At 65.6% G+C, this 16,237-nt stretch carries 14 protein-coding genes; 7 read left to right on the top strand and 7 right to left on the bottom strand.

What is annotated here, in order from left to right; all coding sequences use genetic code 11:
* The first annotated feature begins 59 nt into the window (after nucleotides 1-59).
* Together ACNJYA_RS31550 and ACNJYA_RS31545 are read left to right on the top strand one after the other, a co-directional pair.
* On the top strand, nucleotides 60-191 hold the full coding sequence (locus ACNJYA_RS31550; protein ID WP_172785936.1) for a DUF1127 domain-containing protein: 132 nt from the start codon (nucleotides 60-62) through the stop codon (nucleotides 189-191).
* A 321-nt stretch (nucleotides 192-512) separates the two neighbouring features.
* Complete coding sequence (locus ACNJYA_RS31545) at nucleotides 513-2,522, top strand: HAMP domain-containing methyl-accepting chemotaxis protein (protein WP_439401283.1); 2,010 nt, start codon at nucleotides 513-515, stop codon at nucleotides 2,520-2,522.
* A 58-nt stretch (nucleotides 2,523-2,580) separates the two neighbouring features.
* Here ACNJYA_RS31545 and ACNJYA_RS31540 read toward each other — a convergent pair whose 3' ends face one another.
* The 3 genes from ACNJYA_RS31540 to ACNJYA_RS31530 form a co-directional block, all read right to left on the bottom strand.
* A complete protein-coding gene (locus tag ACNJYA_RS31540) occupies nucleotides 2,581-3,261 on the bottom strand; it encodes a glutathione S-transferase family protein (protein ID WP_439401282.1) in 681 nt (226 codons plus the stop codon).
* Between the two features lie 126 nt (nucleotides 3,262-3,387).
* Nucleotides 3,388-3,714, bottom strand: coding sequence for a hypothetical protein (locus ACNJYA_RS31535; protein WP_439401281.1), 327 nt, complete (start codon nucleotides 3,712-3,714; stop codon nucleotides 3,388-3,390).
* Between the two features lie 103 nt (nucleotides 3,715-3,817).
* A complete protein-coding gene (locus ACNJYA_RS31530; RefSeq protein WP_172785940.1) occupies nucleotides 3,818-4,948 on the bottom strand; it encodes a site-specific DNA-methyltransferase in 1,131 nt (376 codons plus the stop codon).
* Between the two features lie 418 nt (nucleotides 4,949-5,366).
* Here ACNJYA_RS31530 and ypfJ point away from each other — a divergent pair, with 418 nt between their 5' ends.
* Nucleotides 5,367-6,305 (top strand): KPN_02809 family neutral zinc metallopeptidase, encoded by a 939-nt coding sequence (gene ypfJ / locus ACNJYA_RS31525; RefSeq protein WP_260380313.1) that lies wholly within the window; start codon nucleotides 5,367-5,369, stop codon nucleotides 6,303-6,305.
* A 153-nt stretch (nucleotides 6,306-6,458) separates the two neighbouring features.
* Nucleotides 6,459-7,022: a molybdenum cofactor biosynthesis protein B gene (gene moaB / locus ACNJYA_RS31520; protein WP_212259079.1), complete on the top strand. Its 564-nt coding sequence runs from the start codon at nucleotides 6,459-6,461 to the stop codon at nucleotides 7,020-7,022.
* Between the two features lie 199 nt (nucleotides 7,023-7,221).
* On the opposite strand, the gene ACNJYA_RS31515 is transcribed toward moaB, so the two are convergent.
* Nucleotides 7,222-8,181 carry a bifunctional helix-turn-helix transcriptional regulator/GNAT family N-acetyltransferase gene (locus ACNJYA_RS31515; RefSeq protein ID WP_212259080.1) on the bottom strand — a complete coding sequence of 320 codons (960 nt, stop codon included), beginning with the start codon at nucleotides 8,179-8,181 and terminating at the stop codon, nucleotides 7,222-7,224.
* A 63-nt stretch (nucleotides 8,182-8,244) separates the two neighbouring features.
* The gene (locus tag ACNJYA_RS31510; RefSeq protein ID WP_172787523.1) at nucleotides 8,245-8,820 is read right to left on the bottom strand and encodes a glycosyl transferase; all 576 of its coding nucleotides are present in this window, start codon (nucleotides 8,818-8,820) and stop codon (nucleotides 8,245-8,247) included.
* A gap of 320 nt (nucleotides 8,821-9,140) precedes the next feature.
* Here ACNJYA_RS31510 and ACNJYA_RS31505 point away from each other — a divergent pair, with 320 nt between their 5' ends.
* Nucleotides 9,141-9,980: an RMD1 family protein gene (locus ACNJYA_RS31505; RefSeq protein WP_439401280.1), complete on the top strand. Its 840-nt coding sequence runs from the start codon at nucleotides 9,141-9,143 to the stop codon at nucleotides 9,978-9,980.
* A gap of 293 nt (nucleotides 9,981-10,273) precedes the next feature.
* Here ACNJYA_RS31505 and ACNJYA_RS31500 read toward each other — a convergent pair whose 3' ends face one another.
* Both ACNJYA_RS31500 and ACNJYA_RS31495 read right to left on the bottom strand, forming a co-directional pair.
* Nucleotides 10,274-11,455, bottom strand: a complete 1,182-nt coding sequence (locus ACNJYA_RS31500) for an acetate/propionate family kinase (protein ID WP_212259082.1) — start codon at nucleotides 11,453-11,455, stop codon at nucleotides 10,274-10,276.
* A 2-nt stretch (nucleotides 11,456-11,457) separates the two neighbouring features.
* Nucleotides 11,458-13,872: a phosphoketolase family protein gene (locus ACNJYA_RS31495; protein WP_439401279.1), complete on the bottom strand. Its 2,415-nt coding sequence runs from the start codon at nucleotides 13,870-13,872 to the stop codon at nucleotides 11,458-11,460.
* A 210-nt stretch (nucleotides 13,873-14,082) separates the two neighbouring features.
* On the opposite strand from ACNJYA_RS31495, the gene ACNJYA_RS31490 reads away from it, so the two are divergent.
* Nucleotides 14,083-15,246, top strand: coding sequence for a PA0069 family radical SAM protein (locus tag ACNJYA_RS31490; RefSeq protein ID WP_439364329.1), 1,164 nt, complete (start codon nucleotides 14,083-14,085; stop codon nucleotides 15,244-15,246).
* A 93-nt stretch (nucleotides 15,247-15,339) separates the two neighbouring features.
* The gene (locus tag ACNJYA_RS31485) at nucleotides 15,340-16,230 is read left to right on the top strand and encodes a ribonuclease HII (RefSeq protein ID WP_439364328.1); all 891 of its coding nucleotides are present in this window, start codon (nucleotides 15,340-15,342) and stop codon (nucleotides 16,228-16,230) included.
* Nucleotides 16,231-16,237 lie beyond the last annotated feature (7 nt).

Genomic DNA, 16,237 nt, shown 5'->3' with positions numbered 1-16,237 from the left:
GGCGCCTTTCGTTTCGGCCTGCGAGGGTCGCATCGGTCTGGCGCAAGCTGGCGGAGTTCATGCGGCTCCGGCGAGAGCACGCGCGGATTCATCGCCAGCTCGCCGCCATGAGCGAGCGGGAGCTTCTGGACTTCGGAATGACGCGGTCGGAGATTTCGTACGAGCTGAAGAAGCCTCTCCGATGGACATAGCGCAATACAGGATGCAGCCTCGGACCACCGGCGTCAGTGCGGGTGGTCCGGAAGCATCCCTGACGAACGGCATGCATCGGTCTGCATGGCCCGGCGCATTCGCATGCGGCTTTGCATAGCTGCCGACAAAATCAGCAGATTTGCTGCGGGCCGAGACCGCGCGCGCGAGGAATTTGAAGGTTCAATTAAGAAGTGTCCCCCATTGTGTCGCGGTGCAGCGTAGGCCGCCAGTGGCGCGGCGTGCGGCTGTCGGAGTGGCCGTGACAATCGCCGGAGTTGTTCGGTCCCTCGAATTCACATGCATCTGGGTGGACAGTGGGAATGCCGAAATTTCGTTTGCGGATCAGGGGACGCCTGTACGCAGGCTTCATGGCCCTGGTGGCGGTCGGTCTCGTGATGGCGGTGGTTGCCGTCTGGAATTTGCGGGACGTGCAGGATCAGGTCGCAAGACAATCCGCCCTCTCGGACAGCACGGCGCGGGTGCTGGAAATATCGGCCCATTTGCAGGCGATTCAGCGCGCCAATTTGCGCTACGTCTACGACGCCAACGAATCCGCAATGAAGGAGGCGCAGGAGCGGGAAACCGCCGCGACCGAGCTGCTGCGGGTCGGCGCGCAGGGGACGCTGTCCGAGGAGCGGCGCGCGCTCTACAACGGCCTGATCGACGACATCGCCAAAATGCGACGCCTGCGTGACAATCTCGGCGACGCTGTCAACGAGACGAGAACGGGCAAGGCGACGCTGCTGCCGAGCGGCGAGGAGCTGGCCACCAAGACGGGCAAGCTCGTCGACGTGGCGCGCGCCGCCGTCGATGAAGATACCGCTTCCCTCGTCGCCGATCTCGAATCTCGCATCCTGCTCGTGCGGATCGCAAACTGGCGTTTTCTGGCGCTGCGCGATACCCAGGGACCTGCGACCTTCAGGGCGAGCGTGGACAGGGCTGCGCAACGGCTCGCGGCGCTCGAAAAGAGCCCGCAGGCGGCGGAGCTGCGAGCTGCGCTCGCGCCGGTGAAGACTTCGCTCGCCCTCTACAAGTCGGCGTTCGAGGCGACGTCGGCCGCGATGCTTCAGGCCGACGAGATCTACCACAAGAACCTCGCGCCTCTCATCGTCGACAGCATCGGCAAGCTCAAGACCGCGGAAACGACCTTGAAGAAGGACTATCAGGACTCGCGGAACAACGCCGAAGCCGTGCTTGCGGGAACGACGACGGTTCAGGAGATCGCAGGCATCCTCGCCATCCTGTTCGGCGGCATCGTCGCCGTCCTGATCGCACGCAGCATCGTCGGTCCGCTGACCTCGATGACGCAGGCGATGGGGCGGCTTGCCGGCGGCAATCTCGAGGTCGAGATTCCCGGGCGCGGCAAGGCCGACGAGATCGGCGACATGGCGAAAGCGATCCAGGTGTTCAAGGACAACATGATCGAGACCGAGCGCATGCGCGCCGAGCAGGCCGAACTGGAGACGCGGCAGGCCGAGAGCCGCAAGGAAGACATGGCCAGGCTCGCCGATCAGTTCGAGCAGGCGGTCGGCGAGATCGTCAACACGGTGTCGTCGGCATCGAGCGAGCTCGAAGCCTCCGCGGGCACGTTGACCACGACCGCCGCGCGGGCCCAGGACCTCTCGACGGGGGTCGCCAGCGCCTCGCAGGAGGCCTCGGCCAATGTGCAGGCGGTCGCCTCGGCGACCGAGGAGCTTTCCTCCTCGGTCTCCGAGATCGCCCGCCAGGTGCAGGAATCCGCCCGCATCGCCACCGAGGCTGTCGGTCAGGCGAGCCGGACCAACGAGCGCGTCGGCGCCCTGTCCAAGGCCGCCGCGCGGATCGGTGACGTCGTCGAGCTGATCAGCACCATCGCCGGCCAGACCAACCTCTTGGCGCTGAACGCCACGATCGAGGCGGCGCGTGCGGGCGAAGCCGGCCGCGGCTTTGCTGTGGTCGCGACCGAGGTCAAGGCGCTCGCCGAGCAGACGGCCAAGGCCACCGGCGAGATCGCCCAGCAGGTCTCCGGCATCCAGGCCGCGACCGAGGAGTCGGTCGGCTCGATCAGGGAGATCAGCGGCACCATCGAGCGGCTGTCGGAGATCTCGTCGACCGTCGCGGCCGCGGTGGAGCAGCAGGGCGCGGCGACGCAGGAGATCTCCCGCAACGTCCAGCAGGCGGCCCAGGGCACCCAGCTCGTCTCGTCCAATATCGGCGACGTGCAGCGCGGCGCCTCCGAGACGGGCTCGGCCTCCTCGCAGGTGCTGTCGGCGGCGCGTTCGCTCTCGGCCGACAGCAACCGGCTGAAGCAGGAAGTGGCCAAGTTCCTGCGCTCGGTCCACGCCGCCTGACGTCTCGAACGCCAAAGGCCACGCGCATGCGCGTGGCCTCGAGAGCGGCGCGGCGCGATCAGGCCACCTTGGTCGTCATGTGCTTGAACATGTTGGCGCGCGCTTCGTCGTCCATTTCGGCCTTGAAGGTGAACTTGTCCTTCAGGGCGATGGCGCGCGCCGCCGCCGGGCGCGCCGAGATCTCGTCGAACAGCCGCTTCACGTTCGGGTATCGCGCAAAGGCGTCGTCGCCGAGCTTGAACGGCACCATCCGCGCCCAGCCCCACAGCGCCATGTCGACGATCGAATAGCTGTCGCCGACCATGTAGCGGCGGCCTTCCAGGTGGCTGTCGAGAACCTTGTAGTGGCGGTCGGTCTCGTACTGGTAGCGGTTGTGGGCGTAGTCGTGGTTCTGGTCCTTCGGTGCGAAATGCTTGAAGTGCACGGCCTGACCGGAAAAGGGCCCGACGCCGCTCGCGACGAACATCAGCCACGACAGCAATTCGGCGCGGTTGGAGGGGAGGAATTGGCCGGTCTTCTCGGCGAGATAGAGCAGGATGGCGTTCGAATCGAACACGATGGTGCCGCCATCGTCGATCGCCGGCACCTTGCCGTTCGGATTGATCTTGAGGAATTCCGGCGTGAACTGCTCGCCCTTGCGGGTGTCGATCTTCACCGGCTCGAAAGGCAGGCCGGATTCTTCGAGATAGAGCGCGACCTTGGTCGGGTTAGGTGATCCATTGAAATAGAACTTGAGCATCAAGCATCTCCCCGGTGTCTATGGCCGCGCGCGGACGCGGCGTCGTTGGGCGAGCCTGTCTTGCCTGAACCTCGTCGGAGAGAGCAACCGGCGAGTTTGCCGGGCGGTGTCTGCGCGGTACGCAGATCAGGCGGCGTAACAGAGGCCGATTGCCGCCGCGATGACCATGGCCGCGCCCACGGCCTCTAGCCGCAGGCCGAGCCGGGCGGCGAGATGCATGTCGGAGGCCCGCGCCGCGCGCTCCGAACCGCGCGCATAGCCGTGAACGATGACGTCTTGGTTGAAAGTATCGTGGGCCTCGTTGCTGCTGGCGAGCCCGACGCAGATCACGAGCACGCCGAACAGCGCCAGGCCGAAAAACCCGAGCAGCGCGATCAGGAACATCGGAAACATGCCGATCAGGAAGATCGGCAGCAGCGGCACCAGCAGCAATGTCTCGGACTGTCGTCGCATGGCGAGCCGGCCCGTCAGAACGTTTGGACAGGGTGATCCTAGTCCCGAATGAGCACGTCGTTGATCAACACTCCGTCATTCCCGGGCGGGCGACGGCGGAAAACTACTCCGCCGCCATGCCGGCGCGGATCTCGGCGCGGAGCTCGTCGATCAGCTTGAGGCCCTTCTTGGTCTCGACGTGCCAGAAGGTCCAGCCGTTGCAGGCCTGCGCGCCTTGCGCCACCGCGCCGATGCGGTGGATCGAGCCGACCTTGTCGCCGAGCATGATGGCGCCGTCGGCGCGCACCAGCGCCCCTAGCTTCTTCTTGGCGTCGAACAATTTGGTGCCGGGCATGATCATGCCGCGCTCGATCAGCTCGGAGAACGCAACGCGCGGTGCCTCGCGCGCGGTCATGAATGGGGCAAGGCTCTCTTCCGGCAGCGGCTCGACCTTGGCGATCCGCGCCTCGGCGGCCTTGGCGTAGGTCTTGTCGCGCTCGAAGCCGATATAGGAGCGGCCGAGGCGCTTGGCGACCGCACCGGTGGTGCCGGTGCCGTTGAAGGGATCGATCACGAGATCGCCGGGCTTGGACGAGGACAGCAGCACGCGCGCCAGCAGGCCTTCCGGCTTCTGCGTCGGATGCACTTTCTTGCCGTCGGCGCCCTTGAGGCGCTCGTCGCCGGTGCAGAGCGGGATCAGCCAGTCGGACCGCGCCTGCACGTCCTCGTTGGCGGCCTTCAGCGCCTCGTAGTTGAACGTGTAGCCCTTGGCTTTTTCGTCACGCGCGGCCCAGATCATGGTCTCGTGCGCGTTGGTGAAGCGGCGGCCGCGGAAATTCGGCATCGGGTTGGTCTTGCGCCAGACGATGTCGTTCAGCAGCCAGAAGCCGAGGTCCTGCATGATGGCGCCGACGCGGAAGATGTTGTGATAGGAGCCGATCACCCAGATGGTTGCCGACGGCTTCATGGCGCGGCGTGCGGCGAGCAGCCAGGCGCGGGTGAAATCGTCATAGGCGGCAAACGAATCGAACTTGTCCCAGTCGTCGTTGACGGCATCGACATGGGATTCGTCGGGGCGCTTGAGATCGCCCTTGAGCTGCAGATTGTAGGGGGGGTCGGCAAACACCAGGTCGACACTGGCTGCCTGGAGCTTCGACATCTCGGCGACGCAATCGCCGAGGATGATGCGATGCGAAGGGGACTCAAAATTTGTGCGGGGCGCCCTTGCAGACGCCCCGCGACGCGACTCTACCATGACTCAAGAACTCTGACTCAGGCGACGCTGTCGGCGACGCGGGACCAAACAACCGACTGACCGTTACATTGAAGGGGCAAAGTAAAAATCGACTTAACCCGCCGCTTTCGTGAGCAGTCCTCGCATCATCCTTCGTGCATGAGTTGTCGTGTGCGTTCGCCTTGTTTTACAGTGTATTTCGCGCTCGCGCGGCTCGCGGGATCGATCGTGGCGGCAAAAAGGCCGTAAATTTCTCTCGGAAAAAACTGCTCGGCCCTCGGAAAAATTTGCTGGCGTCGACAGGCTGTCGCACTAGGCAATTTTTGCCGGCCACGATATTGATAAAAGCAACGGAAATTTTACGTATGTGGCGCGTTGAGCTTTCGCGTTTCCGTGCGCCGTCGAAACTTAAATCAGGGACCCCAGAGGAAAGGCCGCCATGCGCTACGATGACTTCCGCCGCAGCGACGACATCGAGGATCGTCGCGACGAAGGTGGCGGCTTTGGCGGCGGGGGAGGCGGGTTCGGCCTGCCGATGGGCGGCGGCGGGCTCGGCATCGGCACCATCATCATCCTCGGCCTGGTCGGCTACGCCTTCGGCATCGATCCCCGCATCCTGATCGGCGGCGCCGAGATCCTCACCGGCGGCGGCCATGCGCCGAGCTACCAGACCGATCGCCAGGCCTCCTCCGGCAAGCGCGGCGCGCCGACCGACGAGATGGGCAGCATGATCTCCGGCATCCTCGGCGAGATCGACGATCGCTGGACCGAGATCTTCCAGGCCAGCGGCCAGACCTATACCGGTCCGAAGATCGTGCTGTTCCGCAACGCCACCAACGGCGGGCGCTGCGGCATGGCGCAGTCGGCGATGGGCCCGTTCTATTGTCCGCCCGACCGGACCATCTTCCTCGACACCGGCTTTTTCCGCGAGGTCGAGACGCGCTTCCGCGGCTGCTCCGGCAAGTCGGCGTGCAATTTCACCACGGCCTACATCATCGCGCATGAAGCCGGCCATCACATCCAGAACCTGCTCGGCATCATTCCGCGCGTGACGCGGCTGCAGCAGCAGGTTGGCTCGAAGGCCGAAGCCAATGCGCTCCAGGTGAAGGTCGAGCTGCAGGCCGACTGCCTGTCCGGCGTCTGGGTCAACCGCGAGGCGAAGAAGCGTCCGAACTTCCTCGAGCCCGGCGACATCGAGGCCGCGCTGAGCACGGCGAGCGCGATCGGCGACGACACGCTGCAGCGCCAGGCCACCGGCCGCGTCGTGCCCGACTCCTTCACCCACGGCTCGGCGGCGCAACGCAAGCAATGGTTCATGACCGGCTACCAGCAGGGCACGGTCCAGGCCTGCAACACGTTCGGCGCCGGAGGGTTGTAGGCGAGGACTTGCCCCGGACGCTGCGCAGCACGAAGTGATGCGCTGCAGAGCCGGGGCCCACATTGCCGGTCTCCCAAGCCTCCGAAATGGGTCCCGGCTCTGCGACGCACCGCTGACGCGCTGCATCGCGTCCGGGACACGAAAGAAGCGCAAATGGCCTCCATCGACGAATCCAAACAATTCATCCCGCTCAACATCGCGGTGCTCACGGTGTCCGACACGCGCGCGCTGGCGGATGACAAGTCCGGCCAGACCCTCGCCGACCGTCTCACCGCCGCGGGCCATCATCTCGCCGCGCGCGAGATCGTTACCGACGATGTCGAGGCGATCCGCGCCGTGATCCGCCGCTGGATTGCCGATAGCGGCGTCGACGTCGTCATCACCACCGGCGGCACCGGCTTTACCGGACGCGACGTCACGCCGGAGGCGATCGAGCCGCTGTTCGAGAAGCGCATGGACGGCTTCTCGATCGCCTTCCATCTGCTGAGCCACGCCAAGATCGGGACATCAACGATCCAGAGCCGCGCCACGGCGGGCGTCGCCGGCGCGACCTACATCTTCTGCCTGCCCGGCTCGCCCGGCGCCTGCCGCGACGGCTGGGACGGCATCCTGGCGGCCCAGCTCGACTACCGCACGCGCCCCTGCAACTTCGTCGAGATCATGCCGCGGCTGGACGAGCATCTGCGCAGGCCGAAGGCGCAGGGCGCGACGGTGTGATTGCGGACGATGATGCTTTCTTCCCTTCTCCCCTTGCGGGAGAAGGTGGCGCGAAGCGCCGGATGAGGGGTATCTATCCGCTTGCACTGATGCTCGCGGAGACATACCCCTCACCCAAGCGAGTGTGTGTCCGCCACCGGAGATGCCCTCTCCCGCAAGGGGAGAGGGCGCAGCAATGCGCATCGCGCCCGCACCGAGATCAGAGATCCAGCTCCCACGTCTCTCCGACCAGGTCGGCACCAAAGCTGCGATGCGGCTCGGTCGCGACCAGCTTGAATCCCGTACTCTTGTAGATCCCGCGTGCGGCAACGAGGATGCTCTGCGTCCACAGCGTCATCTTGCTGTAGCCGCGTTCGCGAGCGCCCTGGATGCATTGCTCGACCAGTGCGCGGCCGACACCGAGGCCCCGTGCTTTCTTCTCCACCTGCAACAGGCGGAGCTTGGCGATCTCGTCCGTGGCCTTGACCAGGAACACCGAGCCGACCGGCTCGCCGCCGACCTCCGCGATCCAGCAGTGCTCGCGCGCGGCGTCGTAATTCCTGATGAACTGCGCGCAGATCTCGGCGACCAGCGCCTCGTAGCTGATGTCCCAGTTGTAGTCCGCGGCGTAGGCGGCAGCCTGGCGGGAGACGACCCAGCCCATGTCGCCGACGCGATGGCTGCGCAGCATGAAGGACGCGGGCTGGCTTCGGCGTTGCTCCAGCACGGCCTCGATGGTCGCCATGGCCTGTGTGAGCCGCGTGGCATCGCCGGGCGAGAGCTGAGCCAGCATCGCGGCGACCTCGTTTTGCGAGCTCAGGTTCAGCTTGGCGAAGGCCTGCCGGCCCTTGGCGGTGAGGCTGAGCTGGTATTGCCTGCGGTCCGCGGGCAGGGGCTTTCGCGTGATCAGCCCCTTTTCGTCGAAGCTCTGGACGATGCGGCTGAGATAGCCGGGATCGAGACCGAGCTCGCTGCCGATCTCTTTTGCCGCAAGGTCGTCGCGATGGGCGAGTTCGTAGAGCACCCGCGCCTCGCTGAGCGAGAACGGGCTCTTGCCGAGGTGCTGGTCGAGCACACCGAGCTTGCGGGTGTAGAAGCGGTTGAAGGCGCGGACCGCCGCCACATGGTCGCCCGTGACCTGTTCGGCCACGGCGCTTGACGGCGAAGCTTTCGATAGCATGGGATCACCTCGATATTTGCCATTGTCAATTAATTATTTGACGTTGGCAAGTAGCTCGGCGCTTCAGCCGACCATGACGATCCGGCTGCGCAGCATGGTCCTGGACGACCGGCCGAGCCGCCGGAGCAGCCGCGCCTCGGAATGGCGGGCGTGGGGCGGGTAGCCGCCGATCCGGTCGTAATGATCACGCGCAATCAAAAGTCCCTGATCGCCCAGCGGACCGACGAGCTTTCGCGCCACGGCCCAGAGGACGTCGCGCAACGCGGTATTTCCGTAAGGCGAGCGCGCATAGCGGAACACCGCCGCACGATCCCGGCCACTGGTGGCGACGGCCTGGATGAACTGGGTGGTCTCCTCGATCCAGCCGGTTTCCAGCACGGCACCGGCAGGCAGGAACATCAGCCATGGCGACCGGGCCTGGAGCGCGCCGGCGGCAAGCGCGGCGCCTTGCGAATGACCCTCGAAGCCGATGAAACGGCAGCCTGCGACGTCGGCAACGCGCTCGATGACCCCGTTGCGCGTGCCGTCGACCAGAAGCACTTCCCGGATCACGCCGGCGGCCGCGCCGGGGACCAGCGCGGCGAGGGTTGCGACCGCCGTCTGCTCGACGCCTTCGGTCGGGATGATGACGCTCAGCATGATTGAGGCTTCGGTGTCTGCACTTCGGGAGAAGCGTAGTGTTGCAATGATGTTGTCATAGACCCGTCGCGCTGCCGAGTGCAACTTTCGGACGGCTCTTCGGCGTGCGATGGTAAACTGCGGCCAGTTCATAGCAGCCAAATGTGTCCGGCGCGGGTTGGCAATATTGCCGAATGTTTCGGCACAAGCCGATCCTGACGGTATTAACCCGGAGCTTCATGGCGGCATTCGCCGTGCGGGCCGTCGGTTTCCTCGGACGAGGCGGCAGCTTGGGGAAGGTCGAACGAAATGCGTGATCTCGGTGCCGGGAGAGACCTTGTATGAACGCCGATCAACTCGCCGTTAACGCGGCGCCGACGTCGCCGAAGCAGGAGGCCGCGCCGACCTTGCGGATCCGGGCGCTGATGCTGGGCGAGCGCATCAATGCATCCAGCCTCGAGATCGGCACGCTGGTGTCCTCGACGCCGGCCGCCTTCCGCGTCCATGCCGGCCTTGCCGTGATCTTTCGCTACGGCGTCGTCGTCTTGATCGGGCTGTTGCCGTCCGAGGAGAAGGTCCTCGTCGATAACCTGAAATCGCGCGTGACGGGAGAGCTCAGCCCGTACGAGGAGGAGATCGCGCAGGCGCAGCTCTGCAACGAGGAAGCCGCCGAGACGATCCAGCCGGGCGGGCCGATCTGCCTCGCCAAATTCTCCGACGACCGGCTGCTGCTGGTCGCGGATGCGCTTGCCAAGAGCACGTCGCTGGCGCGCGACGAGCGCCGCGTCGCCGCGGTGTTCGACGTCATCGAACCGTTTGCACGGGAGCTCGCCGAGCACGGCCGAACGCCGCGCCGGCGCAAGGGCATTCTGCAATTGATCGGCAACGCGCTGCTGGTGCAGCAGCGCGTCGCCGGCCGCGTCGCGGTGGCGGAGAAGCCCGACGTGCTCTGGGAGAAACCCGAGCTCGACCGGCTCTATTCCCGTCTCGAGGACGAGTACGAGCTGAAGGAGCGCCTCGACACGCTCGAGCACAAGCTCGCCGCGGTGTCGGAGACCGCCAACGCACTGACCGACATCATCGACACCCAGCGCTCGCTGCGCCTCGAGATCGCGATCGTGGTGCTGATCGTGATCGAGATCGCGATGGGGTGCTTTCAGATATGGTCGGGGACGCACTGAGAGCGGGAATCTATTGCCGGCATGATAGGACAGTACGATTGATCTGCGCGGCCGCCGCATTCTTCGTCATTGCGAGCGCAGCGAAGCAATCCAGAATCCCGCCGCGGAACCAGTCTGGATTGCTTCGCTTCGCTCGCAATGACGGCTTGGCTGATACCACCCGCTGGTCGGATGAGCGATCATCGTCTGCAGAATCGTAGGGTGGGCAAAGGCGCACTTGCGCCGTGCCCACCGGCCATCGGTGGGCACGCTTCGCTTTGCCCACCCTCCGACACTCCCTTTTCGGCTGGAGCTCACATCGCCCGCAGCACCGCTGCGCAATGCCGAGCGATCATCAGTTCCTCGTTCGTCGGAATGACGAATACGTCGACAGTACTATCGGCGCCGCTGATCTGCTCGCGTGCTGTTTCGTTCGCCGCTGCGTCGATTCGTATGCCGAACCACCCAAGCCGCTCGCCGATCGCGCTGCGGATCTCCTTTGCATGCTCGCCGATGCCGCCGGTGAAGATCAGGCAGTCCAGGCCGCCGAGCGTGGTCGCCATCATCGCGACCTGCTGCGCGGCACGGAAGGTGAAGAGATCGACGGCCTCATGCGCCGCAGCCTCGTGGCTTGCCAGCAGCGTGCGCATGTCCGCAGAGATGCCGGAGACGCCGATGAGCCCGGACTCGTGATAGAGCAGGTGCTGGACCTCTGCGACCGGCATGTTCTCGTGCTGTTGCAGATAGAGCAGCACGCCCGGATCGATCGCACCGCAACGCGTGCCCATCACGAGGCCGTCGAGCGGCGTGAGCCCCATCGTGGTGTCGATGCTGCGGCCATCGCGCAAGGCGCAGAGGCTGGCGCCATTGCCAAGATGTGCGATGATTGTGCGCTTTGCGACGAGCTCCGGCGCGATCTCGGCCAGGCGTCCCGCGACATATTCGAACGAGAGGCCGTGAAAGCCGTAGCGCCTGACGCCACGCGCCTGGAATCGCCGGGGAATGGCGAAGCGGTTCGCCGGCGGTGCGAGGCCGTGGTGGAAGGCGGTGTCGAAACACGCGATCTGCGTCAGCCCGGGCCGGATCGCCGCGAGCGTGCGCACCGGCGCGAGGCAGCGCGGCTGGTGCAGCGGCGCGAGCGGCGTCAAGGCCTCCAGCTTCGCTATGATGTCGTCGGTCAGGACCACCGGGCCTGAATGATCCGGCCCGCCGTGAACGATGCGGTGGCCGACGGCCCGCAGGCTGCGTCCACCGAACCGGTCCTCGATGAAGGCGAGCACGTCGGCGAACAGATGGCCGCCGGCTGCCTCCGGCGTCTCCTTCCTCGTCTCGAACAGGTCTTCGCCCGTGGGGCCCTTCACCACCAACCGGGGTTTGGCTTCGTGCTCGTCCAGCAGGCCCTTGCAGAGCAGGGCAGGCTCGGCCACCGCGACATCGAACAGGCCGAACTTGATGCTCGACGATCCCGAGTTGAGAACGAGGACCGCGTCCGTCATCGCTAGTCGCCGGCCTCGGTCGGCGTGTTGCCGCCGGCTCTGTTTTGCCAGACCCAGTCGCGGATCTCAGGCATGTCCTCGCCATGCTCGCGGACATAACGGGAATGTTCGATCAGTCTGTCGCGGAATTGCTGCTTCACCTGCGCGGCCTTCGTCGCCAGTCCCGGCACGCGTTCGATGGCCTCGATCGCGAGATGGTAGCGGTCGAGCTCGTTGAGCACGACCATGTCGAAGGGCGTCGTCGTGGTGCCCTCCTCGGCAAAGCCGCGCACATGCATGCCGGCATGGTTGGTGCGGTTATAGGTCAGCCGGTGGATGAGATAGGGATAGCCGTGATAGGCAAAGATCACAGGCTTGTCGCGCGTGAACAGGCTGTCGAAGTCGCGGTCGGACAGACCGTGCGGATGCTGCTCGCGCGGCTGCAGCGTCATGAGGTCGACGACGTTGACGACGCGGATTTTCAAATCCGGCATCGCCTTGCGCAACAGGTCGACGGCGGCGAGCGTCTCCAGCGTCGGCACGTCGCCGGCGCAGGCCATCACCACGTCGGGCTCGCCCTTGCCGTCCTCCGTTCCCGCCCAGGTCCAGATGCCGATGCCGGCAGCGCAATGCGTCGCGGCGTCCTGCATCGAGAGCCATTGCGGCGCCGGCTGCTTGCCGGCGACGATCACGTTGACGCGGTTGTAGGTGCGCAAGGCATGATCGGCGATCCACAACAGCGTATTGGCGTCCGGCGGAAAGTAGATGCGGACGATGTCCGCCTTCTTGTTGGCGACGAGATCGACGAAACCGGGGTCCTGATGGCTGAAGCCGTTATGGTCCTGGCGCCAGACATGCGAGGTCAGGAGATAATTGAGCGAGGCGATCGGACGCCGCCACGGCAGCTCGCGCGTCACCTTCAGCCATTTGGCATGCTGGTTGAACATGGAATCCACGATGTGGATGAAGGCCTCGTAGCAGGAGAAGAAGCCGTGCCGTCCCGTGAGCAGGTAGCCCTCCAGCCAGCCCTGGCAGAGATGCTCGCTCAGCACCTCCATTACGCGGCCGTCCTGCGCGAGGTGCACGTCGTAAGGCTCGGTCGGCTCCATCCAGACGCGTTCGGTGGCTTCGAACACGGCGTCGAGCCGGTTCGATGCCGTCTCGTCCGGGCCCATGATGCGGAAGTTTCGATGCTGGGCGTTGAGGCGAACGACGTCGCGCAGGAATTTGCCGAGCTCGCGCGTCGCTTCCGCCACGACCTCGCCGGGTTGCGGCACCTCGATCGCGAAGCTGCGGAAGTCCGGCAGCTTCAGCTCCTTCTTCAACACGCCGCCATTGGCATGTGGATTGGCGCCCATCCGCCTCGTCCCTTCCGGCGCGAGCGCCTGAAGCTCGGCAATGAGCGCGCCGCCTTCGTCGAACAGTTTTTCCGGCTCGTAGCTGCGCATCCAGTCTTCGAGCACCTTGAGATGCGCCGGGTTCTCGCGGCAGCCTGCGACTGGCACCTGATGGGCACGCCAAAAACCCTCGACCTTCTTGCCGTCGACCTCCTTCGGGCCGGTCCAGCCCTTCGGGCTGCGCAGCACGATCATCGGCCAGCGCGGCCGCTCGACGCGCGTGCGGCCGTCGCGGGCATGTTGCTGGATCGAGCGGATGCTGGCGAACGCGACGTCCAGCGCATCGGCCATGGCCCGGTGCATCAATTTGGGATCGTCGCCGCTGACGAACAGCGGCTCGTGGCCGAGCCCGCGGAAGAGGTCGCGGATCTCCGCGTCTTGCATGCGTCCGAGCACGGTGGGGTTGGCGATCTTGTAGCCGTTGAGATGCAGGATCGGCAGCACTGCGCCGTCATGGGCGGGGTTCAGGAACTTGTTGGAGTGCCAGGACGCAGCGAGCGGCCCGGTTTCGGCCTCGCCGTCGCCGACCACGCAGGCGACGATCAAGTCCGGGTTGTCGAATGCCGCGCCATAGGCGTGCACAAGCGCATAGCCGAGCTCGCCGCCTTCGTGGATGGAGCCCGGCGTTTCCGGCGCGGCGTGGCTCGGGATGCCGCCGGGGAAGGAGAACTGTCTGAACAGCTTGCGCAATCCGTCCGCATAGCGCGCGATGCTAGGATAGATCTCGCTGTAGCTGCCTTCGAGATAGGTGTTGGCGACCATGCCGGGGCCGCCATGGCCGGGACCACAGACATAGATCACGCTGACGTCGAGCGCGCGGATGACGCGGTTGAGATGGGCATAGATGAAATTCAGGCCCGGCGTGGTGCCCCAATGTCCGAGCAGACGCGGCTTGATGTGCTCGGGCCGCAGCGGCTCGCGCAGCAGCGGATTGTCGAGCAGGTAGATTTGCCCGACCGAGAGGTAGTTGGCGGCGCGCCAATAGCGATCGAGCAGATCGAGGTCGCTGCTCGCTTCGGCCGTTTTTTGTTGGATTGTCATGTTCCTGCCGACCTTCACTTCGCGATCGTCACCAACCCGGTTCCGCGGTGATCGATCCGTCGGGCATGAAACGGGATGGGCGTGACGGCCGTGTTGCGTGAGGTCAAAGGCGGACGCGCGAAGTTTGGGCAGCTCTACTGTGCATGGGGTTGTTTTCACGATTTTTGTTTGTGTTCTTGATTTGTTCCTATGTCGTGCTATCTTGGCTGCATGAGTCCAGCATCCTCTCATGCTCTCAAGCACCCGCCGGTCACGGCGCCCTCCGAGCCGGCGGGTGCGCCTTCAGATTTCCCCGAGCTTGGCGTCGCCATCGACCGCGCGCGCAGGCGAGGGCGGGGCGCTCAATCCAACGCCAGCGGCCGCTTTGAGGCCGAGGCGCGCGTCGCTTTCGATGACGGCTGGCAGAGCCTGGACGAGCTGCCGCCGTTCAAGACCACGGTCGCCATCGACACCTCGCGCAAGGTGATCACCCGTAACGATTCCCCCGACATCGGCTTCGACCGATCGATCAATCCGTATCGCGGCTGCGAGCACGGCTGCGTCTATTGCTTCGCGCGGCCGACCCACGCCTATCTCGGCCTGTCGCCCGGGCTCGACTTCGAGTCGAAGCTGTTCGCCAAGCCCGATGCTCCTTTGCTGCTCGAGAAAGAGCTTGCGGCCCCCGGCTACGAGCCGCGGATGATCGCGATCGGCACCAACACCGATCCCTACCAGCCGATCGAGCGCGAGCGCAAAATCATGCGCGGCATTTTGGAAGTGCTGGAGGGCGCCGGGCATCCCGTCGGCATCGTCACCAAGTCGGCGCTGGTGCTCCGCGACATCGACATTCTCCAGCGGATGGCCAAGCGCAACCTCGCCAAGGTCGCGATCTCGGTCACCTCGCTCGATCCGAAGCTGGCGCGCACCATGGAGCCGCGGGCCTCGACGCCGCCGAAGCGGCTGGAGGCGCTCAAGCAGCTCTCGGAGGCCGGCATCCCCACCACGGTGATGGTCGCGCCCGTGATCCCTGCACTGAACGATTCCGAGATCGAGCGCATCCTCGATGCCGCGGTCCATGCCGGCGTCAAGGAAGCCGCCTATGTGCTGCTGCGGCTGCCGCTGGAGGTGCGCGATCTCTTCCGCGAATGGCTGATGGCGAACTATCCGGACCGCTATCGCCACGTCTTCACCCTGATCCGCGACATGCGGGGCGGGCGCGACTACGACGCCAAATGGGGCGAACGGATGAAGGGCACGGGACCGATGGCCTGGACCATCGGCCGCCGCTTCGAGATCGCCTGCGACAGGCTCGGCCTCAACAAGCGGCGCTCCAAGCTGACGACGGACCACTTTGCGCGGCCGAAGCGGAACGGCGATCAGCTCAGCCTGTTCTGATTGGCGGTGGGCGTAGGGCGGCCGGCCTGAATAACGGGAATATCCTGGGTTCCCGGTTGCGCTGGCGAAGCCCCCTGGCGCACGATCCCGGCCATGATTCGGGACAAGGTCGCCAAAACCCCAGCCAAAGACGCGCCCAAGAAGCAGGCCGCGAACAAGGCTGCGCCTGACAAGGCGGCGAAAGCGCCTGTGGCCAAGACGGCTGCAGCCAAGACGCCTGCAGCCAATGCTGCGAAGGTTGCTGCCCCCGGCAAGAAAGGCATCATCGCCGTCGCTCCCCCCAGCTTCCGCCGCGAGCGCGCGCTGATCAAGCGCGGCGTCTGGCCGGTCGCGGGCTGCGACGAGGCCGGCCGCGGCCCGCTGGCAGGTCCGGTGGTGGCCGCCGCGGTGATTCTCGACCCCGACCGCATTCCGCGCGGCATCGACGATTCCAAGCGCCTGACCGCCGAGGAGCGCGAAAAGCTGTTCGACAAGATCTGCGCCACCGCGCAGGTCTCGGTCGCCGTCGCGTCGCCGGCGCGAATCGACCGCGACAACATCCTGCGCGCCTCGCTGTGGGCGCTGAAGCGGGCCGTGGTGGCCCTGCCCGAGGCGCCCAGGCACGTCTTCGTCGACGGCCGCGACCGGCTCGATACCGCATGCGATTGCGAGGCGGTGATCGGCGGCGACGGTATCGTGCTGTCGATCGCCGCGGCCTCCATCGTCGCCAAGGTCACCCGTGACCGGCTGATGTGCGCGCTGGCGCAGGACTGCCCCGGCTACGGCTTCGAGCAGCACAAGGGCTACGCCGTTCCCGAGCATCTCGACGCGCTCGATCGCCTCGGCCCCTCCATCCACCACCGCAGCTTCTTCGCCCCCGTTGCCGCCGCCCGCGCCAAGCACATGCCCTGGACCGTCGAGCCGGTGCAGGACCTGTTCTCGGTGACCGAGGTCGAGGTGCACGTCGAGGCGAGCGTCGAGATCGACGCCTCCGTAAATCTCTAGCTGATCC

It is taken from the genome of Bradyrhizobium sp. BLXBL-01, assembly GCF_051853025.1.
GTDB lineage: Bacteria > Pseudomonadota > Alphaproteobacteria > Rhizobiales > Xanthobacteraceae > Bradyrhizobium.
Note: the sequence above shows the minus strand (reverse complement) of the source record. Positions and strands in the feature narration are given on the sequence as shown.

What these genes read in the sequence shown, in the direction of transcription:
- ACNJYA_RS31485 (WP_439364328.1), top strand. Translation starts at nt 15,340, where the DNA reads ATGATTCGGGACAAGGTCGCCAAAACCCCAGCCAAAGACGCGCCCAAG.
- ACNJYA_RS31505 (WP_439401280.1), top strand. Translation starts at nt 9,141, where the DNA reads ATGAACGCCGATCAACTCGCCGTTAACGCGGCGCCGACGTCGCCGAAG.
- moaB (WP_212259079.1), top strand. Translation starts at nt 6,459, where the DNA reads ATGGCCTCCATCGACGAATCCAAACAATTCATCCCGCTCAACATCGCG.
- ACNJYA_RS31490 (WP_439364329.1), top strand. Translation starts at nt 14,083, where the DNA reads ATGAGTCCAGCATCCTCTCATGCTCTCAAGCACCCGCCGGTCACGGCG.
- ACNJYA_RS31515 (WP_212259080.1), bottom strand. Translation starts at nt 8,181, where the DNA reads ATGCTATCGAAAGCTTCGCCGTCAAGCGCCGTGGCCGAACAGGTCACG.
- ACNJYA_RS31495 (WP_439401279.1), bottom strand. Translation starts at nt 13,872, where the DNA reads ATGACAATCCAACAAAAAACGGCCGAAGCGAGCAGCGACCTCGATCTG.
- ypfJ (WP_260380313.1), top strand. Translation starts at nt 5,367, where the DNA reads ATGCGCTACGATGACTTCCGCCGCAGCGACGACATCGAGGATCGTCGC.
- ACNJYA_RS31530 (WP_172785940.1), bottom strand. Translation starts at nt 4,948, where the DNA reads ATGGTAGAGTCGCGTCGCGGGGCGTCTGCAAGGGCGCCCCGCACAAAT.
- ACNJYA_RS31550 (WP_172785936.1), top strand. Translation starts at nt 60, where the DNA reads ATGCGGCTCCGGCGAGAGCACGCGCGGATTCATCGCCAGCTCGCCGCC.
- ACNJYA_RS31545 (WP_439401283.1), top strand. Translation starts at nt 513, where the DNA reads ATGCCGAAATTTCGTTTGCGGATCAGGGGACGCCTGTACGCAGGCTTC.
- ACNJYA_RS31535 (WP_439401281.1), bottom strand. Translation starts at nt 3,714, where the DNA reads ATGCGACGACAGTCCGAGACATTGCTGCTGGTGCCGCTGCTGCCGATC.
- ACNJYA_RS31510 (WP_172787523.1), bottom strand. Translation starts at nt 8,820, where the DNA reads ATGCTGAGCGTCATCATCCCGACCGAAGGCGTCGAGCAGACGGCGGTC.
- ACNJYA_RS31500 (WP_212259082.1), bottom strand. Translation starts at nt 11,455, where the DNA reads ATGACGGACGCGGTCCTCGTTCTCAACTCGGGATCGTCGAGCATCAAG.
- ACNJYA_RS31540 (WP_439401282.1), bottom strand. Translation starts at nt 3,261, where the DNA reads ATGCTCAAGTTCTATTTCAATGGATCACCTAACCCGACCAAGGTCGCG.